General features: G+C 53.1%; 27 protein-coding genes and 1 pseudogene. 13 read left to right on the top strand and 15 right to left on the bottom strand.

Annotated features, from left to right (window positions below):
- Positions 1-281: 281 nt before the first annotated feature.
- On the top strand, positions 282-1,289 hold the full coding sequence (locus HU724_RS13650; RefSeq protein WP_186567013.1) for a LysR family transcriptional regulator: 1,008 nt from the start codon (positions 282-284) through the stop codon (positions 1,287-1,289).
- Here HU724_RS13650 and HU724_RS13645 read toward each other — a convergent pair.
- Positions 1,286-1,747 (bottom strand): Rid family hydrolase, encoded by a 462-nt coding sequence (locus HU724_RS13645; protein ID WP_186567015.1) that lies wholly within the window; start codon positions 1,745-1,747, stop codon positions 1,286-1,288. The two genes, HU724_RS13650 and HU724_RS13645, sit on opposite strands and share 4 nt — an antisense overlap.
- A 28-nt stretch (positions 1,748-1,775) precedes the next feature.
- Between HU724_RS13645 and HU724_RS13640 the strand changes: the two genes are divergently transcribed.
- Positions 1,776-2,354, top strand: a complete 579-nt coding sequence (locus HU724_RS13640; RefSeq protein ID WP_437180342.1) for an AraC family transcriptional regulator — start codon at positions 1,776-1,778, stop codon at positions 2,352-2,354.
- Positions 2,355-2,395: 41 nt separating this feature from the next.
- Positions 2,396-2,776, top strand: a pseudogene (locus HU724_RS13635) (DUF4113 domain-containing protein); the annotation flags it as partial.
- A gap of 18 nt (positions 2,777-2,794) precedes the next feature.
- On the opposite strand, the gene HU724_RS13630 reads toward HU724_RS13635, so the two are convergent.
- The gene (locus HU724_RS13630) at positions 2,795-3,145 is read right to left on the bottom strand and encodes a hypothetical protein (protein WP_186567017.1); all 351 of its coding nucleotides are present in this window, start codon (positions 3,143-3,145) and stop codon (positions 2,795-2,797) included.
- 400 nt (positions 3,146-3,545) lie between these two features.
- Here HU724_RS13630 and HU724_RS13625 point away from each other — a divergent pair, with 400 nt between their 5' ends.
- Positions 3,546-4,514 (top strand): toll/interleukin-1 receptor domain-containing protein, encoded by a 969-nt coding sequence (locus HU724_RS13625; protein ID WP_186567019.1) that lies wholly within the window; start codon positions 3,546-3,548, stop codon positions 4,512-4,514.
- Positions 4,515-4,601: 87 nt separating this feature from the next.
- On the opposite strand, the gene HU724_RS13620 is transcribed toward HU724_RS13625, so the two are convergent.
- The 4 genes from HU724_RS13620 to HU724_RS13605 all read right to left on the bottom strand — a co-directional run bounded on the left by HU724_RS13620 (position 4,602) and on the right by HU724_RS13605 (position 6,687).
- Positions 4,602-5,060: a hypothetical protein gene (locus tag HU724_RS13620; RefSeq protein ID WP_186567021.1), complete on the bottom strand. Its 459-nt coding sequence runs from the start codon at positions 5,058-5,060 to the stop codon at positions 4,602-4,604.
- 93 nt (positions 5,061-5,153) lie between these two features.
- Positions 5,154-5,540: a hypothetical protein gene (locus HU724_RS13615; RefSeq protein ID WP_158497709.1), complete on the bottom strand. Its 387-nt coding sequence runs from the start codon at positions 5,538-5,540 to the stop codon at positions 5,154-5,156.
- A 202-nt stretch (positions 5,541-5,742) separates the two neighbouring features.
- The gene (locus HU724_RS13610; protein WP_186567023.1) at positions 5,743-6,240 is read right to left on the bottom strand and encodes a hypothetical protein; all 498 of its coding nucleotides are present in this window, start codon (positions 6,238-6,240) and stop codon (positions 5,743-5,745) included.
- A gap of 165 nt (positions 6,241-6,405) precedes the next feature.
- Complete coding sequence (locus HU724_RS13605; protein WP_186567025.1) at positions 6,406-6,687, bottom strand: hypothetical protein; 282 nt, start codon at positions 6,685-6,687, stop codon at positions 6,406-6,408.
- A gap of 204 nt (positions 6,688-6,891) precedes the next feature.
- Between HU724_RS13605 and HU724_RS13600 the strand changes: the two genes are divergently transcribed.
- The 4 genes from HU724_RS13600 to HU724_RS13585 all read left to right on the top strand — a co-directional run bounded on the left by HU724_RS13600 (position 6,892) and on the right by HU724_RS13585 (position 9,766).
- The gene (locus HU724_RS13600) at positions 6,892-7,527 is read left to right on the top strand and encodes a helix-turn-helix domain-containing protein (protein WP_225927692.1); all 636 of its coding nucleotides are present in this window, start codon (positions 6,892-6,894) and stop codon (positions 7,525-7,527) included.
- A 236-nt stretch (positions 7,528-7,763) separates the two neighbouring features.
- Entirely contained in the window at positions 7,764-8,147 is a 384-nt protein-coding gene (locus tag HU724_RS13595; RefSeq protein WP_186567027.1) for a hypothetical protein, read from the top strand.
- 150 nt (positions 8,148-8,297) lie between these two features.
- Positions 8,298-9,188, top strand: a complete 891-nt coding sequence (locus tag HU724_RS13590) for a hypothetical protein (RefSeq protein ID WP_186567029.1) — start codon at positions 8,298-8,300, stop codon at positions 9,186-9,188.
- Positions 9,189-9,349: 161 nt separating this feature from the next.
- A complete protein-coding gene (locus HU724_RS13585; RefSeq protein WP_186567031.1) occupies positions 9,350-9,766 on the top strand; it encodes a helix-turn-helix domain-containing protein in 417 nt (138 codons plus the stop codon).
- Between the two features lie 24 nt (positions 9,767-9,790).
- Here HU724_RS13585 and HU724_RS13580 read toward each other — a convergent pair whose 3' ends face one another.
- From HU724_RS13580 to HU724_RS13570, 3 genes are all read right to left on the bottom strand, one after another.
- Positions 9,791-10,045, bottom strand: a complete 255-nt coding sequence (locus tag HU724_RS13580; RefSeq protein ID WP_225927691.1) for an MbcA/ParS/Xre antitoxin family protein — start codon at positions 10,043-10,045, stop codon at positions 9,791-9,793.
- A gap of 10 nt (positions 10,046-10,055) precedes the next feature.
- Positions 10,056-10,568: a hypothetical protein gene (locus HU724_RS13575; protein ID WP_186567033.1), complete on the bottom strand. Its 513-nt coding sequence runs from the start codon at positions 10,566-10,568 to the stop codon at positions 10,056-10,058.
- Positions 10,569-10,891: 323 nt separating this feature from the next.
- Positions 10,892-13,522: a UvrD-helicase domain-containing protein gene (locus tag HU724_RS13570; RefSeq protein ID WP_186567035.1), complete on the bottom strand. Its 2,631-nt coding sequence runs from the start codon at positions 13,520-13,522 to the stop codon at positions 10,892-10,894.
- A 527-nt stretch (positions 13,523-14,049) separates the two neighbouring features.
- On the opposite strand from HU724_RS13570, the gene HU724_RS13565 reads away from it, so the two are divergent.
- From HU724_RS13565 to HU724_RS13545, 5 genes are read left to right on the top strand one after another with little or no spacing between them, the layout of a single operon-like run.
- The gene (locus tag HU724_RS13565; RefSeq protein ID WP_217847192.1) at positions 14,050-14,568 is read left to right on the top strand and encodes a TIR domain-containing protein; all 519 of its coding nucleotides are present in this window, start codon (positions 14,050-14,052) and stop codon (positions 14,566-14,568) included.
- Between the two features lie 32 nt (positions 14,569-14,600).
- The gene (gene thcB4 / locus HU724_RS13560) at positions 14,601-15,755 is read left to right on the top strand and encodes a Thoeris type III anti-phage system protein ThcB4 (RefSeq protein ID WP_186567037.1); all 1,155 of its coding nucleotides are present in this window, start codon (positions 14,601-14,603) and stop codon (positions 15,753-15,755) included.
- Positions 15,752-16,348 (top strand): Thoeris type III anti-phage system protein ThcA, encoded by a 597-nt coding sequence (thcA, locus tag HU724_RS13555; protein WP_186567039.1) that lies wholly within the window; start codon positions 15,752-15,754, stop codon positions 16,346-16,348. The genes thcB4 and thcA overlap by 4 nt, the downstream gene beginning before the upstream one ends.
- Before the next feature lie 11 nt (positions 16,349-16,359).
- Complete coding sequence (locus tag HU724_RS13550) at positions 16,360-17,118, top strand: toll/interleukin-1 receptor domain-containing protein (protein ID WP_186567041.1); 759 nt, start codon at positions 16,360-16,362, stop codon at positions 17,116-17,118.
- 12 nt (positions 17,119-17,130) lie between these two features.
- Positions 17,131-17,544 (top strand): hypothetical protein, encoded by a 414-nt coding sequence (locus HU724_RS13545; RefSeq protein ID WP_186567043.1) that lies wholly within the window; start codon positions 17,131-17,133, stop codon positions 17,542-17,544.
- 320 nt (positions 17,545-17,864) lie between these two features.
- Here HU724_RS13545 and HU724_RS13540 read toward each other — a convergent pair whose 3' ends face one another.
- The 6 genes from HU724_RS13540 to HU724_RS13520 form a co-directional block, all read right to left on the bottom strand.
- A complete protein-coding gene (locus HU724_RS13540) occupies positions 17,865-18,446 on the bottom strand; it encodes a toll/interleukin-1 receptor domain-containing protein (RefSeq protein ID WP_186567045.1) in 582 nt (193 codons plus the stop codon).
- A 42-nt stretch (positions 18,447-18,488) separates the two neighbouring features.
- Complete coding sequence (locus HU724_RS13535) at positions 18,489-19,328, bottom strand: hypothetical protein (RefSeq protein WP_186567047.1); 840 nt, start codon at positions 19,326-19,328, stop codon at positions 18,489-18,491.
- Positions 19,329-19,469: 141 nt separating this feature from the next.
- Entirely contained in the window at positions 19,470-20,306 is an 837-nt protein-coding gene (locus HU724_RS13530) for an IS3 family transposase (protein WP_241196157.1), read from the bottom strand.
- Entirely contained in the window at positions 20,303-20,608 is a 306-nt protein-coding gene (locus HU724_RS27545) for a transposase (RefSeq protein WP_225927690.1), read from the bottom strand. The genes HU724_RS13530 and HU724_RS27545 overlap by 4 nt, the downstream gene beginning before the upstream one ends.
- Positions 20,609-21,237: 629 nt before the next feature.
- Entirely contained in the window at positions 21,238-22,239 is a 1,002-nt protein-coding gene (locus HU724_RS13525) for a tetratricopeptide repeat protein (RefSeq protein WP_186567049.1), read from the bottom strand.
- Between the two features lie 195 nt (positions 22,240-22,434).
- A complete protein-coding gene (locus HU724_RS13520; protein WP_186567051.1) occupies positions 22,435-22,833 on the bottom strand; it encodes a hypothetical protein in 399 nt (132 codons plus the stop codon).
- Positions 22,834-22,956: the final 123 nt, after the last annotated feature.

Genomic DNA, 22,956 nt, shown 5'->3' with positions numbered 1-22,956 from the left:
TGCTGCCATCGGAGATTAAGTAAGACACGACACCAATCGTCTGTGGCCGAACATCGTTCCTTCGCGAAGCGCCTCTGGCGTCTCTAAGCGCTAGCAGAATGAATGAAAGCTACACGCAAAGGTGTCAGGGGGCATGGTAAAAATAAAGGACTAACCCATCAGCTGACACCAACCTTTTTAACCGAGGCATCCTCACCGATTGCTTGGGCAAAGTTCGCTTGTGCACGTGATTTCTTGGTTCACCTCCAGCCATTTCGTATGATGAGCAATCTAAGTTTGGGATGCTTGGCGTGAAACCATCATCAAAAAAAGCTTCAATCACTCTGCCCGTACCAACCGGCGTCACCCAGAATTTAACCGATGCTGTTAGTCAGCTTTCTTGGGACGATTTGCGAATCATCAAGACGCTAAGCGAATGCGGTAATAGAGCCACGACTGCAAAGAGGTTGGGGATCAATGTATCCACCGTATCGCGTCGTGTGGCTCAAGTGGAAAAGACGCTTGGGGTCGCCCTGTTTGACCACCGTCGCTCAGGGTACATGCTGACGCCGGAAGGCATCGAGTTACGGGCGCTCGCCGAACGAGTAGAGCTTGATATCGTGAGTGTCACTCGTAGAGTTTCTCGGGCAGGTCAAGGGCTGCTTGGAAAGCTTAGGATCACTACCAGCGACTCCCTGCTGCTGTATTTTCTCACGCCGATCATCGCCGACTTCAAGACACTTAATGAAGGAATTGCCATCGAGGTTCTGGTTGGCAACGAGACGTTAAGTCTGGCTCGCGATGAATCTGACGTAGCGGTGAGAGCGACCAAAAAACCTGCCGAAAGTCTCGTCGGGCGCAAGCTCGCTTCGATCGCATGGGCGCCTTATGGCAGCATAAAACAAGCGACTACTACCCCGTTCGCAGAAGGCCAACCGTGGGTGTCGTATTCCGCAGGATTATGTGGGCTGAAGGCTAAAAGCTACGTCGAGGACAGAGTCAGCGCCGACTGTATTTCTTATCGTACGGACTCAGTTGCTGCGGCTAGCGTTGCCATTGCGGCAGGCCTTGGTTATGGGTTTCTCCCATGCATGTTGGGAGACATTACGCCTGGGTTAACACGCGTCGGGCCAGTTGTGCGCGAACTACAGGATGAGCTCTGGCTGCTCACGCACCAGGACATTCGAAAGTCATGGAGAGTAAAGGCGTTCATGACTTTTTGTGCAGCAGCCGTAGCGCATCAAAAGCCTTTGATCGAAGGGCAGCTGGATCTCCCGGTTGCGCAGGGCGAAACCGGGAGCGTCTCTTAGGCAGCGCGAGATCCGATGACAGCCTTGCAGACAATTTCAATCAGCTGTGAACGTTGAGCCAACCTGGATACACCGATGATATTGCTCGCGCACTGTGGCCGCTCAGTGCGATATGCGGCTTTGCGCACATCACCTACCACGGCGAATGCCGCGTCCATATCCAAGACGTAGAGCGTTTCTTCGACGACATCATCAAGGGTTGCTCCATAGAGCGCGAGCAACTTGGCGATGTTGTCGTAGGAGACGCGCATCTGCTCTCCTATCGACGAGAAATCGCTGGGTTTGCCCTCGCTATTCAAAGGTGCGGGAGCAACCAGGTTACCCTCCTCATCGTGGTTGAACTGACCAGAGATATAGATCTCGTTTCCAACTTTTCTGGCCTGGGGGTAGCCGTAGCCCTCCTCCCATGAGACGCCCCAGTAAGCGGTGTTTTTGCCGTGCGGTTGTGAAGCAGCCATTGCTTTCTCCTTGCAGATGACGGATCGAATGACGTCGATTCGAGTTGTCGGGAAGCAAAGGCTAGCACTGGAAACACTATTGGAAAGGCGCATTTTTGCGCCTTCAGCAACGCAAAATTGCGCCCCCATCACGACGCGCCTTCCGTTAAATTTTTCTCATCGACTGACCGCTGGATTGAGCTTATCAACCGGCTACTGGGAAAAAGAAATCAGGATGAAAAACGAAACATGCGCGTCCTCAATTAGGGATTTGGCTAAACAATCCGGACACTTGAAACCTTGGCAGATCCAGCGCGCCAAGCAGTTGATGCTCGATAACCTGGACGCAGATATCTCCGTGGCAGCTATCGCACAGGCGTGTGCGCTATCGCGCAGCCATTTCACCCGTCAGTTTAAAAAAAGCACTCTTGTCTCACCTAAAGAATGGATGCGAGAGCAGCGGATTTTGAGGGGCAAGCAGCTGCTTCGGACTTCGAGATTGCTACTTGCGGACATTGCACTGGAGTGTGGCTTCTCTGACCAGTCTCACTTCTGTCGAACATTCGTGCGAACCGAAGGTGTGACTCCGAGGGCTTGGAAACAGAACAATCAATCGCCTGCGCTGTGATTTGATGAGCTTCATATAGTGGCAGTTGTGTCTGCAGGTCTAACCCCGAGGAGGTGACGTATGTGAACGGCGCCTTGGTAGAATTGCCGTATCCGATCAACGACGTGAGGCTGACGACGAAGGCTGCGACCGAAGCGGTCAATCGCCTCTTCCGATCGGGCTACAAATACAGCAAAGCCGAGATTTTGCTGATGGATCTGCGACAGCCTGGCGAATTCACTGATGACCTCTTTGCGCATTCGCAGCCTGTGATTGCGGACAAAGTAATGGGTGTCCTGGATGAGATCAATAGTCGCTGGGGACAGGGAGTGCTGCGTTTAGCCAGCGTGACTGCCGCGCCTGGTTGGGCGATGCGCAGTGAACTGATGAGCCAGAGCTATATGACGAAGATTAACCAGCTGTGGACTGTCATTGCTAAGTAATGAGCGAATGTTTCAGCCTCACACGCCCAAATCAGCAGCAAACAGCGCATCTCGGAGCGCCGGTGCGACCTGATTACCTAGAACGAGGCGGCGAAGTAAGTACTGCTCAACGTGCCCTTTGAGGCGACCACGCAATTCAACATAAGCGTGCGAGCTCTCACCATTGACCTTGGGCCACTGCTGGATTAGCGCTTGTCTCAAAACTTGAAAAGCCTCGTCACCTACCGCGCTCGGGTACAAGCGCTGCATCTCATCGTAGCCGGCGCTGCGCTTGTAGCTAGTAAAGGCCTCACTTAATACCTTGCTCAGAGATTCGCCGAAGACCTGCCACGACTGTTCCCAAAGCAGATTCGCTACCTCATCCTGCACGCTAACCTCATTAATTTCCTCGGGCAGTGCCTAGCTTTCAACCCGTCGCCCCTCACTTACAGAGAGCAAGCTGATGCAAATCGAATTCGACCTTAACCAAAACGACCTAGAGGCCCTGTTACATCACTGTCAATCGCACAAGCCTGCAAGTGGCGATCCTCGGGAAGATCGCCGTTTGGAGTGCGCTCTCGCAGCTCTAAAAGAAGCGCTACTCGAAGCTAACTCACCGAAGTGACTAAGGATCCCGCCCAATATATCGATTACCAGAGCTACGACAATGTACGCTTTATGAATCGCACGACACGCTGCACGTTGTCCTACACGGGAATGTTAAGGCCTGTACTTCGGCATCGGACAGCCCCTAAGATCTAAGCCGTCACCAATCCATGGAGCGCCGATCTTGCCAAGCGTTTTTTTCTCATACTGCCATGCCGATGAGGCGCTTCGTGATCATCTGGAAAAACAGCTATCGATGCTCAAGCGCCAAGGCGTTATCGACACTTGGCATGACCGCAGGATCGAAGCTGGTCAAGAAATCGATGCAGCCATCGACAACCACATCAACAGTGATGAAATCATCCTTCTCCTGGTCAGCCCGGACTTCATCGCCTCTGATTATTGCTACAACATCGAGATGGCTCGCGCCATGGAACGCCACGCCGCGAAGGAAGCGATCGTGATCCCTGTGATTTTGCGCGCGTGTGATTGGCATCATGCTCCGTTCGGTAAGCTGCTTGCCACGCCTGAAGATGGTAAACCCGTCACCCTGTGGCCTGACCGCGATGTAGCTTTCCTGCAAGTAGCGCAGGCAGTGCGTAAAGCTGTAGAACGATGCCGCAAGGAGGTGCCCATTCCTTCATCGCAAATCGCTCGCTCGGCGACGGCTATCCTACAACCGCCCTCCCCGCTACCGGCCACTGGCCCCCGGTCGAGTAACCTTAGAGTTGCCAAGAGCTTCACCCAGCGGGACAAAGATCAGTTCTTGCTGGACACCTTCGAATATATCGCTCGCTACTTCGAGAACTCCCTGCAAGAGCTTCAAGCTCGTAATCCTGGCTATGAAGGTGTGTATCGTCGAATCGACGCCAATCGCTTTTCTGCGGTCATCTACAAGGACGGACGGGACGTTGCTAGGGGGACGGTGTTTACGGGAGGTCAGCTGGGTGCCGGGATTTATTACAGCCAAGGCGATTCGTTAGCGGGCAACAGCTACAACGAGTCACTTTCGGTAAACGCTGATGATCAGACCCTGTACTTGAAAACTCTGGGCATGTCTTACTTTTCCGGACACGACCAGAAGCTGTCTCAAGAAGGTGCTGCGGAGGCGCTCTGGGGAATCGTCATCACGCCTTTGCAACGCGAGAGATAACCTTTCCTGGCCAACCACAGAGACTTGGTGATGGAGTGGAGGCGAGACGCGTATCGGGTGCTTATCGCCTGGAGTCAATGTCTCCCATCACTTGGGGCGCTTCGAAGCAATAAGAGCATCGAAGGCTTCCTTGCTCGAATGCCCCTCCCGTATCCTTGCGACCAAAAAATCCGCATCCAACCCTGCTGGGTCAAAATGTTCTCGGGCATGCCGAACGATGCTCAACCAGAGTCCAAAAGGAACTGCTGTGTTATCACCATTTCTGTATCGATAACTTGGGCGCTGAAGCAACGACGGAGCTCGTAATACAAGGTCGTCACACAGCCGTTGGAAAATTTGGAAGGGTGTCTCGCTCATCCCGATTAGGGAGGGATGGGTGAGGCGGCTGATCGATTGGATAGCTGACTCGGTATCAACGGTATGCAGGCTCGATAAAAATCGTACATCGGCTTCGAACGCCGCTGGCCCGATTGACGCTACTAGTCGTTCAACAGATTCGAGTTCTGATAGGTTGTCACGGCCCAGCGTTCTTACGTGCTTCTCCATCATTCTCCTCCCGCTGACTAATTCCCGCTTTCCATACTCAAGAGACCACTCTGATCCACTGGAGTAACATCGTGGGCATTCGGGAAATTGCCGTTACTCGTCATCAAGCGCCAATCGATGTTGTTCCACGTGCGCGACTTCGCGCTCCCAAGCCTCTAGAAAATCAGTCCAATCATGCCAATAGAATCCTGCCTCCACGCGACCTGCTGACCCCAGAGCCACCGCGAAGCGGGATCTCCAAGGTTCTGGGATATCTGCATCGCGAATAATCCAGCACCCTACGGGATGAGCCTCCCTAGGCAGCCGAACCAGTTCAGCGTGGTCGAGATGGCAGGCGCTCAATGGAACTTCATGATCAAGTCGTTCAAGCTCATCCAATCGTTCTAGGATCGCTCGTGCGCTTTGATCGCCCGGTACCAGTTCAGCGAGCAGCCATAGCGCCTTCCTTCGTTCTCGTTCTCGTAGCCAGATATCACTCATCACGACGCCCTGGGAGCACGTATGTACTCATGGTTAGTTGAGTGGGTGCTGCGCAGTTGTCCGTCAGCCTTATCCATAGATTGCAAGTCCAGGCTACGCCTCCCAAGCAAAGGTCGGACGGGAGGTAGAGAGGTCAGTTTCATAAGTTAGCGATCTCTCGACTACGCAACCACAACGCACGTCGAACTAACGTTCGCGGTGATTAGCGAACAATGATTCCGTGCTTCGCAAAATCGCGAAGGAGTGTTTTGCGACCAAGCATCGCTGGAAGCTTGAAAATGTTCCTGTATCCATACCAGAGCCCCATCGGCATGATGACCAACCCGAGTCCAAATGTTGCCGTGGCAGCAATAATGGCCGCAGGAATTGAGCCGAGCGAGAACACCACGCCTTTCAATATTGTCGATCTTGCGATCAACCGGATGTCATCCAGATCGTATTCAACTTTTCCGGCTTTGTTTTCAAAAGCCAGCACCACAATGGTCTTTTTCGAGATTCTCTTGAAATACCAGGTTTGTGGAGTCTCGGTCGCCATCGCACCATGAATTTTCAGGTATTTCGGAACAACCACCTGTTTGAAATAGAATGTTTCTCCATTTGCATCTTCAAGTCGCACTCGACTGTAAAGAGCATCAAGATCGCCTTGCGCTTGGACGTCATAATTTTTGATCGTCACGGTTATTTTTTCGAGGTCAGCCATTTTTCATCCTTAAGCGCTTCGGTTTTCGGAAGGTGCGGCTATCTGAATACCCATCAAGCCCCTCCTGATGGCGTAGTTCATGCGTACACGTTTGAAAACGAAGTTGGGGTTATTGTCCTTTTCGTCTCCCAATTGGGCTTGAAGCCAATCAGAGCCTTTTGGCACTCAACAATCGTGCTCGCTTGTGATCACGTAGTGATCTCCTACAACACTGCGAACCAGCTTGAAGCCGTCTTTCTCGGCGATGCAGCGCACGGGAGGTGTCGCGACTGTCATACCGTTTTTCGACACTCCCGATTGGTCGCTGTAGACAAGCGCGACATAGCGCTCCCCCACCCTCGCGGCGCCGAAAAGGAATGCGTCGACACCGACCGACCAGTCGACGTGCTGAGCCCGGACGACTTCTTGAGGCAATCCTTGCAAGGCGCCCTGGAGTTCCTCAGCCATCTGGCGGTCTTGCGCACAATCACAATTGAACATCTGCTGGATTCTCGACAATTGATAAAACTATTACGAACGACGAGCGATTACACCGCCTCCTCTTTCAGTAGGCTCGCTATACGCGGTGCGATTTAGTAAATAATTGGAAGAATTGAGTGAGCCTCCAACCGTAGTCACGCTGCGTACGCATAACCATACCCAAGGCTGTGCATGCTGAGCCCGCAGTGCCCTTACACGCCGCTGATTGGCGCGCCGGCCAGTGCAAGCGAGATCACTGACAGCAATCTGTACGGTTTTATACATCATATGACGTGTAACTGTACACGACAACATGGCTACATCCTCTCTTTTGAGGACATCATCTTGTTGAAGCCAGCACTGGCAGCGGTCGTTCGAGCAGTTCGAGGGAATCTAGGCTTCACTCAGGAAAACCTTGCCCATGCAGCATCGCGCACATACCTGAGCAAAATCGAGAACGCCGAAAGCAGCCCCACCATTGATAAATTCGTAGAACTTGCCGAGGCTCTCGGCATGAGCCCTTTGGCTTTCATGGCGCTGATTCTCTCGACACGGAATAAGATTCCCTCCTCGGCTTTGCTCGCAGAGGCCGCAGAGGAGCTGAAGGAGCTACAAAAACGCGTCAGCGACGACGATATTGCCGCGCACCTTGCTGGAATTGATCTAGTGAAGCGGCCTGCCGCTCGACCAGTGAATTTGATCAAGCTCAAAAAAGTGCTGGAGTGCAAAGAGATTGGCTTGAGCAAGGCAGAGACCGCTAGGCGGCTTGGGATAAGCCGATCAACCGTGGGGTTTCTTTGGGAGCGGGCGCTGTCAACTGAGAGTTGAACAGGATCATCTGAGCACTAGGCGCTAATCCCGCAGAGACATTCATCGTGACATTAGTCCCGAGCAGTGATGCGAGTCCTGCGGCCGATCGTTTTGAATGGTTTAAGGGGATGCGGATGGTGGCTGACGGCTCTCGTCCCACATTTGCAGTCGCTGCATTCCAAACCAGACCCGGGCAAGCCACCGACTACTTACCATCTGCGATCGTGGATAATCAGAATTATGGAGACCAAACCGTGGAAGTAGTACTGCTCGCTCACATCACCCTCAATCGAATCGGTTCCGCCAGTTCAGGAGGTGGTTTTAGTGGTGGCAATCACCGTCAGCGGAAATTCTCAGTGGAGGTCTCCGACAGAGATAGCTCCACCCTGCGCGCCCTAGTAATCGAAATCGCCGAAGGACACGGGGAGGCGGCGGGTGCTCTCGACAACCTACTGCTGGAACACGAACATTTCCGCGGAGAAGAGTTTGTCTTCAACATCCATGGTCGGAATACCTTTTATGGCATTCCATACGCGCAGTGTCAGCTCCAACCCGCACTCAAAGCGAACGGACAGTATTACCGGTTACAGGCAATAGACGCTCAGGAATTTACGCAGTATCTCGGCACACCAAAATAGCACCGATGACGCCGCCGATGGGAAGCCACGAGAGCTCCCCCTGTTCAAAGTCTGCAACCTGAGTACCCGATCACACCAGGCATAGCATTCGGGTGTGCTAAGGCAGCGCCGTCTGCAAGAATGCCGGCTGGAAATGGAGCGCTAGGTGCCATGACGAAAAATGACTTTCTCACGAACCCCGATACCTTGGCGTTTCTGACCTGGTTCGAATCGGTGGCCATCGGAGCACGCCCTCTCCAGTTCCCACATCGGGCCGGTGTTGATGACTTTTTGAGCAATGCGTTCGAGCGTTATAGCTGGCCTCTCAAGCGCATCGAGCTTGCCACACCCGCAGGAGCTATGAGCATCGCTAGGAACTCGAACTTTGCTCAGAATGAAGCGCTTCTGCAGAAACTGTCGGACGGCATCAAAGGCTGCATGGCTCCGCACGCAGTCAACGCCGCTGAACTGAATGGCTGGGCACAAGCGATTATGGAGTGGGGAGGCGTCTTCAAACGCCCAGGTAATGCAGTGTGGCTAGAGAATTTAAACGGAGGCTTGCACGAATACCTTACTCGCGCCCTTCCGGCTCTAGAAAGCGAGGAACCTAATCTGCTTGAGAGGCTGAGCGATCTTCGCTCCAATGCCGGCACCACAAAAATCCACTCTCTAATCTTGCCTGGATTCGTGATCTACGACAGCCGTGTCGCTGCGGCGTTTGCATGGCTTGCACAAGAGTGGGCACAGGAGTGCGGGCTCCGTGTTCCTGAGCATCTGCGCTTTGGCTGCATGAGGGCCAATACGCAGAAAACGCCAAAAGCTGTGAGAACCCCTGATAGCAAAACCTTCAAATACTTCACACCTTCCGGCCACATCAGATACCACCGACGACATGCAACTTGGAATCGGAGAGCCAACTGGATCATCGGGCGGTTAGCCAAAGCCGCAACGCTTGACTGCAGTGGCGCTAGGCTACCCAGGACATGGACGAGCCGAGAAATTGAGGCAGCTCTGTTCATGATGGGTGAAGATCTCACATCAGCTTTAGAAGCTAGGGTCTAAAAATTAGAGAACCGTTTTTCCAACAAAATCCCATGCTAAACTGTCACTAGCCATTGCATTCGACCAATCACGATCAAGTGCTAGCACTCCGGTAAGCAGCATCCAAAAAGGAAAACTCTGAACGCGATGTATCTACAACGTCAGATGACCAGGCCGAGCTCATGACACTCAAGTCGTCATTTGCGACCGTGCTCCGCGCCAGCAGGTGCAAGCGCAGCATTGCCCAGCGGCAATTCGCAGACGCAACCAGCCGTACCTACTTGTCGAAGCTTGAGAGCGGTAAATCAAACATCACTCTAGACAAGCTCGAACAGCTCAGCGCGCGTCTCGAACTGAGCCCATGGACGCTATTGGCTTTAACGCTGAGCGAAGGCGGTTGCAGACCGGCTAGATATCTTGTCAACACACTGAAGGTTGAACTCGAAACATTGGAACGCGAAGGTGGCCTACCAGGACTGAGCAGCCTGCAACAGAGCATGTCTTTCCATCCTTCCCGCCCTGTCGAGGCAGCGCCACCGGCGCGGCTCCCCAAACGACAACCCTCCACCTGTCCTAATCAAACTGAGCACGCCCTCTAAGACTGAGCGACTGCCGATGTCAGGTCAGCATGAAAAACCGTGCTCAAGCCTGTCCAGGAACTCTTTTGCCTGCAGGCAGGTGGCCTCGTCCTGGACAAACTCCAGCGCAGCGAGCCCGTCGAAGTGAGGCCGTGGCTGCCTCAGCCACGTCGCAGCTTTGAGTTTGTCACCAAATACTCGCTCAGCCTGATACCGTAGCAGCTCTGAAAACTCCACTTTTTCCACCCTCTCGAACCCTCGATAGTGCATACCTCGCACCATTGCTTTTACGCCGTGCATGCTACTCAGCTCAGTACGGCTGGAAAAAGCCCTGCACTTTTGCATTTCGTTCGAGCGCTAGGCCAAGCACAGCCAATGCCTGATCCAGCAACCTTTCATCACGCTCAGATCCCTCAACGGGATCTACCTTCCCCGTGGCTTGGTCACGGTACTTAGCTCCATGCGCCAAGTTGTTCCGGGCACGACGAACTGCGATGAAAAGCTCCACCGAGTTGGTGACAGCAGAGCTGTCACGCCACCCCAGCCCACCTCCATCTGGAAGTATCACTTGTAGCTTCGGCGGTCTGTGCACTAGGTCTGGAGCTAAACCCTGAGCAATCACCTCTTCGAAAAAGCCATTCCCGAGATCTTTTGCGAAAGCGTCCCAATTGGCGTTTACCTTTGCGTTGTCGCCTGGCGCTGCATAATCCCCTGACCGCTTGAGAGCACATTCGAATCTGGAGAACACGATGAAAAACTCGATCGCAAGCTTGGGCAATTCTCCACCCAGCGCTAGGTCGACGAGATGCTGATGTTTTCCCATGGCCTTCCTCTTCAGAAAGTTTTCATTTACTAGGTCTTGACTACCACGCGACACAGTCCTGCTCACTCTCAGGTACGATCAATGCAGCGTCCCTGCTTAACCTCCGGTCGCGCGGACTAGGTAATCGGACACTGCCTGAAAGAGCGCTTCCGCTTCGTTCTTCAGATGCACTACCTCTTCCTCAGGGGCTGAAGCATCCACAGCCTCGTGATAACGTTTAAGCGCGTCAATCGCCTCTCGCATCAACGGATCGTCGCCCTTTAGAAATCGAATGAGATGCTCGTCCAATTGCTTGCTTCACATTCTCTATCACTCGGAGGAACTCAGTGAACTCGACTTCCAGGCTGCTTAGCTGGCCTTTTGGGCTTGCTGGCAGCGTCCGGAACAGGAGCGTTCACCCGATTCCAGCACGGTTGAGCCGCGTTGATATGACGGCTGGCCCGCTCGATCACCGGCTTAGCCCCATCATCCAGGTACCAGTAGCAATAGGTAATCGCTCGGGTAATCGCCACATATGCTGTACGCAAGGCTTCCTCGCCTTGTGAAGTGTCGTATCCGCAAGGATCACCCGGGCGATTGAGGCCAGCCTGAGCGTACAGGTCATTCTTGGACGGAGAGGACGTTTTGAGGTCGCAATCACCAAGCAAGAAAACAGCTTTGGCTTGCAGTCCCTTTGCAGAATGGTAGGTCAGGAACTTGATTTGGTCAGATCGCCTTTCCAGCCTGGCTCGTTCACGAAGATCCTCCAGCGCGTCGCGCGCCTCTTCCTTCACGGAGTTTGAGCGTGTCAGGACGAGGATCGAATCACCTGCATCGTAGTGTCGCCCAACATCGGCTGCGATCTGATTCCAATCCATCTCGCGCACTTCGACTGGTACCTGATGCTCTGCCACAGCTTGGTTTTTCGCAATCCCCCGCTTGCCAGGTACACCACCTGGCGTACGCTTTACGATTTCTTCCGCGGCATCAATCACCATTTGGTGAGACCGGTGGTTCTCCTGCATAAGCACCCGGTTGGGTTCTGGTGATTCGAAGACCTTGTCAAAGTCGATAAGGTAGTGCGGAGAACTACCACGCCAACCATATATGCTCTGCCAATCATCGCCGACTGCCATGAGCGAGGCGTACGCCGGCGAACCGTTGGTGGGAACCCTCAAATTCCGTCGCTCGATTTCAGCAAACGTCGCACGTATCCAGGAGATGGTATTAGCGCCGACATCCTGAAACTCGTCGACTAGCAAAGTAGTCATCGGCCGCAGCACATCTGGTGTCAGTGCTCGAAGGTTATGGGGCTTGCGTTCGCTGAAGATGGAGAACATTGTGTTGAAGGTCATCACCGGCGGAGTCATGTTGAACAGCATCCGTGTGAAGTCGTTCCAGTAGATCGCGAGGGCATGGAAGAAGTCACGATCTGCATCGTCTTTGCGTAGGCGCATGGCCCTGATGGCCTCAAAAACATCCAAGCCAAGATTCTCCATGTACGATGCGGCGCTGTAGAACGCCTCCGTGATGTACTGAGGAGCAATGTCACCTTCAAGCTTATAAGTAAATTTTGGACAGGTGTTCACCAAGCTGCAAATTGCCTCTATCGGACTGGCCGATTCGACATAGCTTTTTAGGTAGATGACTGGCCGAGAGCAATGAGCCTGAAAAAGGATTCGCTTGTTTTTGACGTCCGCGGTGAGGTAGGGAAAGCGCCCCTCCTTTGCCTTCAAATCACTTGGTTCCGACTTATCCACCCCCAGTATGACAAAGGCATCGAGCTCGGGAATGTAGCCGTTGACTTGGAAGTCCTCGCCGAGAAGCTGAATCACCTTGCGCGATGGCTCAATGCCTTCGATCGGCCACTTGCCTGCAGCGCGCCAAAGTCGCTCCAGTGTATCGCAGATGTCTTCATCAGCCTTTGCCAAGTCACGCGCCTGCCTTTGCGCCTTCAGCGCATCGGGGCTATCTGCGTTGACCTTCTCCATCGCCAGCGCATGACGATACAGCTTACCGATGAGCGTTTTGAACGTTGAATTCTTGTTGTAGAGACGCATGTAGCATTCGTTCATCAGCTCCAGCTGAGGCTCCCCCACCTTCACCTGAAACATGGAGCCTTTCTCTTTCGTGGTGCCGTCCTTTTCCAAGAACTCGAAAGGCTGCACCTGACTCATACCTGGCAGGCAGCGGGCAAAGGACAAAATCCTTGAGTGAAAGGTGCGGACGATCTTCAGCGAGTCATCATGGGAAATGTCATAGCCCCAAAGCTTGAAAACCTCTCGGACTTTCTTAGCGAAATCCTTCTTTGACTCAACCGTAAAGGTGACAACGGTGAGGTTCGAGAAATCGATTCCTAAGTAATGCCTCAACACCAGAAGCCGCAGCACCATGGTGGTAGATTTGCCACTCCCCGCCCCGGCAACCACAGAAGTAGTAGGAGTTTTGGACAGAATCATTTTCCACTGATCCGCTGAGGGCGGTTGCTTCGGCAACCGGTCAGCAACGTCAGCTCTGATTTGTGCCTCCAACTCCTCTGTAATCGGGAAGCGCCAATCCTTAAAGAGTTGGTCTTCCCGAATACTCGGAGCTCCCGTCATTGGTTCGGGGCCTGCCTGAACCTCGATGACCAGCTTACCTTCGTCAAATCCTTTTTGGTGCCCAGCTTTGAACCCAGCCACCTGCCCTTCCTGAAAGCCAAGGGCTCGACCTTCCTCATGCCCGGTAACACGCCCTTCACCAAGACCGCGTGCATGCCCCACCTCATTTCCTGTAGCAAGGCCTGCTGCCTGACCTACTTTCAATCCCCTCTGATATCCATCATGTTGCCCCGCGGCAAGACCTGCTTTCCAAGCAGAGGCCTGCTGCACGCCCGCGACATCAAGTAGTCGGTTGACCACGCGATGCAGCAGACTTTTAGATAACACTGGCTCAACGATCTCATCCGCTTGTGCGTCAGGCTTTGGGGCATCCACTACAGCCAATCTCCTTTTTGTGCGACAAAGCCCATGCGCTACGTGAGTCGTGGGAATAGGCTCAAATGCGACGCCTCATCCGAGGCTTAGGCCACGAGAAGCCTACCACCAGAGCGGACGTTTCTCTCACTGCTTCTCGTAAAATGCTCTATCCCGCGACGCACGCACTGTGTATCGCCTACCCCACACCCGGTGGTTACGAGTACTCACGTCAGCGGCAGCTGACTGGTAACACTCAGCCCAGACGGCAAGGATCTGGGCGTGATGGAGCTAAACGCAGCTGCAAATTGGCTTCTTGCGCAGGTGGAGGCCCCTGATGCGCAACAGCGCCGGGAAGCTCTCAAGCAAGTTCACGAGCGCTTGGAAGCCAGTAAGGCTAAGCAACCGGCGTAACTTGAACAGCGCACGCTCACCCGCGCGCTCCCAGCGCAAGCGCTTGAGTCTGCGTAGCCTTTTTACAAGCATGATGTAGCGCCCCATGAGTAGCGGCCCTATGATATCAACGCCCTCGCAGCACCGAGCATTCGGTGCTGCATTACCTGCGCGGAGACGGGATCATGCGCCATTGCTTCTACAGCTTTCACTACCAGGCCGACAACTGGCGAGCTGCAAAGATTCGCTCGATCGGGGCTATCCATGGCGCCCGTGAGGCCTATGACAACGGCTGGGAAGCTGTGAAAAATGGCAGCGAACAGGCAATCAAAAACAGGATCGCCGCCGAAATGAACGGCTGCTCGTGCGCGATTGTGCTAATCGGCTCACAAACTGCGGGCCGGAAGTGGATCGATTACGAAATCGTAGAAGCTTGGAAGAAAGGCATGGGGTTGCTTGGGGTCTACATTCACGCCGTGATGGATCGCAACAATCAAACCTCCAGAATCGGTGCCAACCCGTTTGCGAACTTCAATATCAACAACGTCCCGCTTTCTAACATTGTGCGGTCGTATGATCCAGCCGGCTATGACAGTGCCACGCGGTACGCAAACATCTCCCAGAATCTTGGCAAGTGGGTAGAAGAAGCGATAGCAATCAGAAAGCCCTACTAACCCCCCTCATCACTCTGCCAATGAGAAACATCATGCAGCACGCCTCTTACTACCTGGCTATTTTCGGTTCGCCTCCCGAAGGCTTTGTTGATGAATTCCACGAAGCCTTGAAAGCGAAGCTCGCGGTGCTGTCACTCAACCTCGGCGTTGAGGTCGATTGGTATACAGGTATGCCTGACGAGTACCGCGTAGCCAACGGGAAATGCACCGCAGCCCTCTGTTTCCCTCTTCCTGATGGCCAAGACGTACACATCACGAAATTGATGAAGGATGGTGTCCCCGTCATCCCTGTCGCGTCGAAACTCGGGCATCTGGCCGCGGAGTTTCCTCCGTCAGTATCGATCCTGAACGGGCTAGGACTGGACTCATCGGACATCCTGACCATCGTCAATTGCTTGCTGGAATGCGCTTCGCTCTTGCCTCGGCAACGACGCGTTTTCCTGAGCTACAGACGAACGGAATCTACCACCGCAGCGCTACAGCTCTATGCGGCGCTTTCAGAACGGTTGTTCGACGTTTTCCTCGACACGCATGAGATCTTGCCAGGGGAGCACTTTCAGGAAGTGCTCTGGCAAAAGCTGTGCGATAGCGATGTCATGATCTATCTGGACACACCGTCCTACTTCGACAGCCGTTGGACAACAGCAGAGTTTGGGCGCGCCGTGTTCCGGGGCGTTCCCATTCTCAGAGCTGGCTGGCCAGAGGTAGATCTCGATGACCGAAGCCAAGTTACGTTGGATTTACGCCTGACCAAAGACGATTTCTTATCTGATGGCGCGTCGCTGACCAACCAATGCCTCGCTTGCATTTGTCGATCGGCTGAGGATTTGCGCGCAGAAGGCGTCGCTACCCGCTATCGCCTACTGATGAACGCATTCGGTACCTCCTTGGAGCGTGCCCAAGCGACAATCGAGGGCTATTCACTCCGACGCAGCCTAACCGTTAAGCCTAAACGTGGAGAGCCGATCTACGTCTATCCAGCGCTCGGCGTGCCGACAACCTATACCCTACACGACGCCACCCTTGACAATCACCCTGCGCCTGTAGCCGTAGTATACGATAACGCGGGTATTGAAGAACGTAGGTGGCAGTCACATATGGAATGGATCAGCGACTATCTAGAAAAGGATGTCCGATTAGTCGAACCCTACAATTCGGGCTGGAGATTCATGGACTGGCGAAAATGAAAAAATCAATATTTCTATCAGCCAGCGTGCCAACCTATGGCAGAGAATTTTTTGATTCTTGCCATCCCTATCAAATACAAATAGCGGTAAGGTCTCTATTGCTCCTGGCACTGGGCCGACAACGCTTGGTATTTGGCGGGCACCCTTCAATCACGCCAATGGTTTATGCCGCGGGCAGGAGCTTTGGGCTCAACACCATTGAATGCGTGACCATTTACCAATCCGCATTTTTTGAAGACAAATTCCCTCTCGAGAACCAGGGATTTGCTGACATCCGGATAGTCCCCAAGGAAGAAGAGCTGAAAGACAGTATTTTGTCAATGCGCCGACGGATGCTGGAAGATAACGAATTTGAGGTCGGTATTTTCATAGGCGGCATGAAGGGCATCATCGAGGAATATGAAATATTCAGAGAAAAAGCTCCTGAGGCAAAAGTGATCGCTGTACGGGCTGGCGGCGGCGCTACGGCAACCCTCCCTTGCACGCATTCAGACCCAGCCATGCAGGCGCTTGAAGAGTCCGGTGACTATTTCTCACTTTATAACAGCGTTCTAAGCATCGACCCGAATGCCGAACGGACTTTCGAAAATTAAGGAGGTTTTAGATGGATCGCGGCTTTAACCTCAGTATAAATACCGGCCCTTACCCTGTCGATTTTCCGAAAGTCCATGCCTACAAAGCTGCCAATCAGAAACGCGTCGACGACTTGGCTCAGCTAATGATCGATGAAGACACATTTGATGCATCGCTCATTCTGAATACACTGTTTCCTGCAGTGAACGCAGACATCTTCCTGTCACACTCGTCCAAAGATGCAAACGAAGCGATACAAATCGCGCTGGAGCTCCGGGAAAAATGCGGCCTGAATGTCTTCATCGACTCATGCATCTGGGGCCCGATCTACGACTTACTGAAAGCGATCGATAACAAGTACTGTCGTCGTGAGGGCCAGACGACTTACGATTACGATGAGCGCAACCGCACCACGGCTCACGTACATATGATCCTGACCACCGCGCTGCAGCGCATGATTGATCAGACGCACACGATCATCTTCATGAACACAGAACAGTCTATTTCTCTCAAACACTCAGTGAATGAAGAGCAAAAGACGCTGTCGCCATGGATACATATGGAGCTCAATTTCAGTACTATGGTACGGCGCCGCACTCGCTACAAGATGTTGATAAAAAGCGAGCGTGCGATGGATGAAGCTTTTTCAAACGAGCAGTTTAACGTCGCACATGACGCCCCCACCGGCCACCTAACCTCTATTACAGAAAGCGATTTCCGAAAGTGGATGCTGCAGGCGTCCACCCTTAGAGGCTCAAAAGCAATCGATCTTTTATATAGTGACTTCTGACGGATAATCCCCATGGATGCCAAACTCAAACACCTCGAATTCGTTCAAGGCGTAGTCAATCGCCTTTCTACAAATTCTTTCCTGCTCAAAGGCTGGTCGATCATCCTGATCTCGGCGCTGTTCGCGCTGTCCGCCAAGGACTCTGACAAAGGTTTTGCGCTGCTGGCCTACATCCCAGGCATCGCCTTCTGGGGTCTGGATGGCTACTTCCTGGCGCTCGAGCGCTGTTACCGGAAGCTCTACGACAAAGTCCGATCGACGGACAAAGACAAGATCGATTTCATCATGGTGATCGACAAAGGTCAGGGCTGGAAAAACTGGTTCAACGCTTCGCGCTCCAAAACACTGGTTGCCTTCCATGGGGCAGCATTTGCGGCCATCACTGCAGTAGTCGTGGTCTACTTCATCAAGTCTTGCGCAGCATAATTGGATCGACCAGGGCTCGTGATGTCGAACGAGCCCTAGCCTAATCACAGGTCTATCACTGCATCAAAAGGTAGCGTCAGCTCACTCGTTCTCAAGCTGAAGTACGGATCCAGTCATGATCGTGGGGCTCAGGCGTCAGCAAGTCGAATGCGGCCAAGCAGCCTTGAAAACATAACGCCTTCTGCGTGCCTACAGAACGGGAACCTTCCCGGGGTATGAAATAGAAGGCAAAAAAGCCCGCGATGGGGGAAGCGGGCTTGACTCAATCATTCAGGAGCGGACTCAACCTACGCTGCGCATTGTGGAAATTATGTCATTGATCAAAGATAGATCCTACCGTTCCACGGGAGTAACCCTCCCTGAAGCCCCCTGCGCAGCTCCTCTAAATCTTTGAACGGGTCTCCACTTTGCCGAGGTGGCCCGCTCAAGCTGTCTTTGTCTACCGTCGGATACAAACCCAGGTACTCCTGCCCTTCAAATTTCTGGTTTTCCTTTTCCAGGACAGGGAGGATGGCGACTTTTTTGGGTTTGTGGCCATCGAAATAGCCCAGCTCCCATGGCATCCACTTCGAACTCGTAGCGTTCTCGGTAGCGATGTAGAGGAGCGTATCGGACTGCTTCATCCGACCTCGCAGCCGTTCCGCCGTATGTTTGTTCACCTGGCTACGATCCAGTTCAGGATCGTCTACCCAATCGACATAAACCTTTTTGCCCATTTCCTCCAGCAGCACCTTCACCCCGAGTACTAGCTCAGCATCGTTGATCGAGTGGGACAGGAAAACGTCGAACCTGGTCGCCCGCTTACTGGACTCCATCGATTCGCTCATCATCTCGCCGAGGCTGCGATTCCTCATCGCTCGTTTTGCTGCGGCCCGTGCCTCAGATTTCGTAAAAAATGCCATTTTTCAATCCATGTAGGTGTTGGGAAGGCGCCAAGAGCCTTCTTACAAGAGCTTTTTGCTCTTAGCAGCCGCCTGAGCCCGAAGCCTTCTGAACTGGCCTGGTATCTCGAAGTGCCCATACAAGCTGTCAAGAGCGTGCTCACCCTTTTCGAGCAAAAGCTCAATCCAGCCACTGAACTCTGAGCCGTCGACTTTGGGCAGGTGAGAGTTGAGTGCCTTGTGAGCAAAATTTGGCAGCAAGCGTTTGGCCTGCTCGTGTTCCAACGACAAAACTTCTCGGCTACGACGTCTACGACGAGCCGGCACTCGACGTCTCACCATTGCACTGAACTGAAGCTCCGAATAGATCCAGGGCGAGAATGTACGATCTGAACCTTCGTAAGCCTTCAAGGGAACGGATCTTTCAGTGTTCAAGAACACGAAAAGCTCCGTTCTATCGATCATTTCTTGAAGCGCACCTACCAGCATCAGATGCACGCCAGCCGAAAGATCGCTAACTTCCAGCTCACTGAGTGGCTTTCCGTCTGTTTTCTGGTCTGCGTAATAAGCCATCAGCTTCTCAAGAAGATGCTGTGACGCCCCCCAGACACAGGAATCAACGAATACGTTGATGCCACAATCACGGAGCCTAACTGCAAGCTCGACAGCCCTTTCCTCGTCAGCATGGGAGTGCGAGAGAAACACATGTGTCCTGTGCTGCTGAGGGAAGATATGCCTCGACAGTCGGTCAGCGTCGATTAGACGCTTGCCTTCGAATACATCAACCAGGTAGTCGGAAACCTCACCGAACTGACCTTGCACCTGTTCCTTGAACTTCTGAATTTCCGACGGGGGTACCGAGCTATAGCTTTTATAGCCGGTCAATTCAAACCCTACATACATACTGAATCCCTTCTGATCTGTAGTTTCTGCGAGGTATTTGAGACGTCCTGTACCTGATCCGCATAGCGGGCAATGCTAAGCACACCCCTGTAGGAGCAGGTATGAACTGGTCAAGTAATCCCAGACACCGGTTACGGTGTTTTAGGCAGCTTTCTGCTCCATCGCTATTGGCGACAGATAACTGTTGTAGCTGTGGAGCCGGGTGCGGTTGTAATACACGAAGAAACGCACCATGTCGGTTTCTGCTTCATCGATCAGGCTGTAGCCGCTGCGAGGCACCCATTCTGATTTCAAGGTTCCAAAAAAACGCTCTGTCGGAGCGTTATCCCAGCACTGGCCACGATGACTCATGCTTTGCAAGATGCCATGGCTCATTAGTTCCTGTTGAAACTTGCGACTGGTGTATTGGCAACCCTGATCCGAGTGAAACATCAGTCCCGGCGGGCATGTTCGTATCTGTGTCGCCATGCGTAACGCCTTGCTGACCAAGTTAGCGTCATTGACCAGCGAGAACGCCCAACCAATGACCCGGCGAGCAAACAAGTCGATCACAATGGCTAGATGAACCCAGCGCTTGCCCACCATCAGACTGGTAACGTCTCCACACCAGACCTGATTAACCGCCGTTGGCTTGAAATTTCGCTTGAGTAGATTGGGTGCGACAAATGCTTCAACTCCCCTGGATCTAAATGGATGCGGTTGGCGCTGTTTGCTGACAATGTTTGCCTCTCTCATTAGCGCTCTGACAAGACTCCTTCCCGCCGCTATGTTTTGGGCCTGCAGACCTTTGCTGATCATTCTGGAGCCCATGGCACCCCGGCTTTCGCTGTGCAGTTCAACCACTTTCAGCTTGAGTTCTTCGCGTTTTATCTGTGGCTTGGCTAGCCGCTGAAGCCACTCGTAAAAGCTGCTGCGCTTCACATCGAAAACACGACACAGAGTGGCAGTCGGAAAAGACTCTCTTAGCTCCGCGATCATCGAAAACGATCGGGATCCGACATCAAGAGAGCAGTAGCCTTTTTTAAGATATCGGCTTCCATCTCCATGCGTTTGATCTTGGCTTTCAGCTCCTGAATCTCGCGCTTGTCTTCGGTAATCGCTTTAGTGCCATTGACCGGCTGTCCTTCGCGCTCTTTGCGAACTTGGTCCACCCACCGCCTTAAGGCAGTAGGGCCTATATCCAGCGATGCGCAAACGTCTGGAACCGGGCAGTTGTCGTCAAGCACCATGCTGGCAGCACGTAGCTTGAATTCGCGGGTATAAATCTTTCTTTCGTTCATGAAACCTCCAGATTGGCGAAATCATATCGCCCTTAAGAGGTGTCCGGAATTATTAGGCCAGTTCAGTAGGCAACTGCACTCTGAACGCAAAAACGGCAAATTGCCAGCATTGGGCCTAGACGGGTACGAACTGAGGCGAGCATCCTAGTGGCTTGGAGCTCATGCCTACGCCGGCTCGGCACCGAAGGTCTGACTTGGACGATTACCCAAGGGCGTATTTCGCTATTGATCGAGGACTCCGCATGACCGCATCCTAAACGGAATACGCTCAATCTAGCCAGTACACACCGGATCGTTCAGCGTGCGATGGAAGTATGGGCTGCTCAAGGTTCTCCGAGTCGCATCTCGCTGCCTTGTCATATGATGAACCCAATGAACAAAGCCCAATAATTCATCAAATTATGATTGACAGGATAACTGTATATGCATACAGTAAAAAGCATCTACCGACGGTTCCCTCTCCACTCGGTGAGCAACACAACCTCTGCGATGTGCCGCGGTAGAACCACATTACAAACTGGATGATTGTAATGTGTCATAGAGCCCCTCTGGGGCTCTTTCGTTTCTTGTCGATTACTGACCGCACCACGGCCAGCCTACAGAGCTTGAACCCCGGGATTCAGTGCCTGCTATCCAGCGTTGATCCGCTTCGCCACAGAAGCGAGCCTACGTTTCACACCGATTTTAGGGTTCAAAGAAAGCGCTTCTTCGTAAACCTGGACTGCCTCGGCGTACTGGCTCAGGTGCTCGTGCGCGAGCCCCTTTACTTTCAAGGCAGTGGCTCTCCAAGCAGGATATTGGTCTGCGCCAAGCGACCTGGCACGCTGGACAGCATCCAGGACTTCAACGACGCGCTCGTCTGTTAGATTGACCTCCCCTAGCACCTTCTCTGCTGAGAGGAGAATGCGCTCAAACCGAGACGAGGTGAGATTCGCATCCTCGAGTTGATCACCACCTAGGAATTGGCCATCAATGTCGTACCGGAAGCTCCCGACCTCCTTGAAATGTGCAATCAGTTCTCCCGTTTTCTCATCGACCTCATAGCTTTCGGGCCATCCGGCTTTTGGAGTGACGCAATACAGCTCTACCCGCTTGAGCAGGTCGAACAGGAAGACCTTGTTGCCATGCTCACTGGGGCTGTTTGCTGTGGCGCAGAAAGCGTACTTCCCATTCCTAGAAATGTCGCTGGTGAAGATATTGGCCGTCAGCTCTTTCGTGATGATTACAGCTCCCGCGGGATCGAAGACACTGAATGTTCCAGAAAGAGAGCTGCCAAAATGCCAGTTCTCCAAGCAGAAAACACCGGAGTCGGAAACGTGACCGTTGTTCGGCCTAGCCATGCTTCCGTTGCAACTGACTGTACCGCTGCTCAGATCCGCCAGTACGTAGGCTCCAAGGCCCGACTCCCGATGTCCTCCTCGGCCCGCCGCAGGGTCTGAGTCGCGCCACCCAATCGCCCAGTGCTTTGACTTAGACAGCTGATATAACCCGTAAAAGTCGAGCGACTCCACCGTCAAAAAATGTTTATCACGCGAAACCTGGAGCGTTGAGCGACGCCCCTTTGGAAACCCGGGGTCGGCTTCAGCGTTGACGGCCTTGGGCCTTTTGAACAGCCAACTAAAAATGCTCATTCCCTGCTCCTTCAAAGCTTGAGCGTGCCGAGGTGAGCATTGTTGCCCATCTCGAACACTGAGTGCGTGACTCAATTGACCTTGCCCCTGACTCTCAAAGCATGCCCTGTAGCCGGCGGCGGCGCTTGAAGTCGTGATCCAGCAGCATAGCGATCTCGCGAAAAAACCGCAGGCTAAGAATCCAGCAAACTCAACCTAGTTCTTGAACGCGTAAACACTGAATTTGAGCACATACCCCATGACATTGATCGGCTTGTAGGTTACCGCGGGAGAGGTAACCAGATGGTAGCGATCAGCCAGTTGGTTACGATAGCGCTGAAGCCGACGACGCTCTATGGCGCTTAGATCATCCCGAGCCAATGCCGCATCCGTGGCGGCCAGTTTTTGTTCATACTCACGTTGCCACCTCGCCCGGACGAAGTTCTGTATCCACTCCATTCGAAGAAACAAGGTTGCAGCCACACCCAGCGTCAGAGCTGCAGTTAGATTCGTCAAATCGTCTTGCATCCATAGCGCGAACATCGCCAAGCATGGTATCGCGTAGGTCAACGCAATGTAGGTGATTCGGGTTGGAGGGTCGAATCTCATCAGCATTGGATTTCCTTGAGATAGAGGGCTGTGATGCGGCAATGTTCACACGGAGCATGCCTGGTCATCTCGGATTTTATGGTTTCCATTTCTGAGCCCCGCAAGCCACCAGAAACTCTGATCTGTCTA

The sequence above is a fragment of the Pseudomonas iranensis genome (assembly GCF_014268585.2).
Classification (GTDB): Bacteria; Pseudomonadota; Gammaproteobacteria; order Pseudomonadales; family Pseudomonadaceae; genus Aquipseudomonas; species Aquipseudomonas iranensis.
This window is presented reverse-complemented; position numbering and strand designations above follow the sequence as displayed.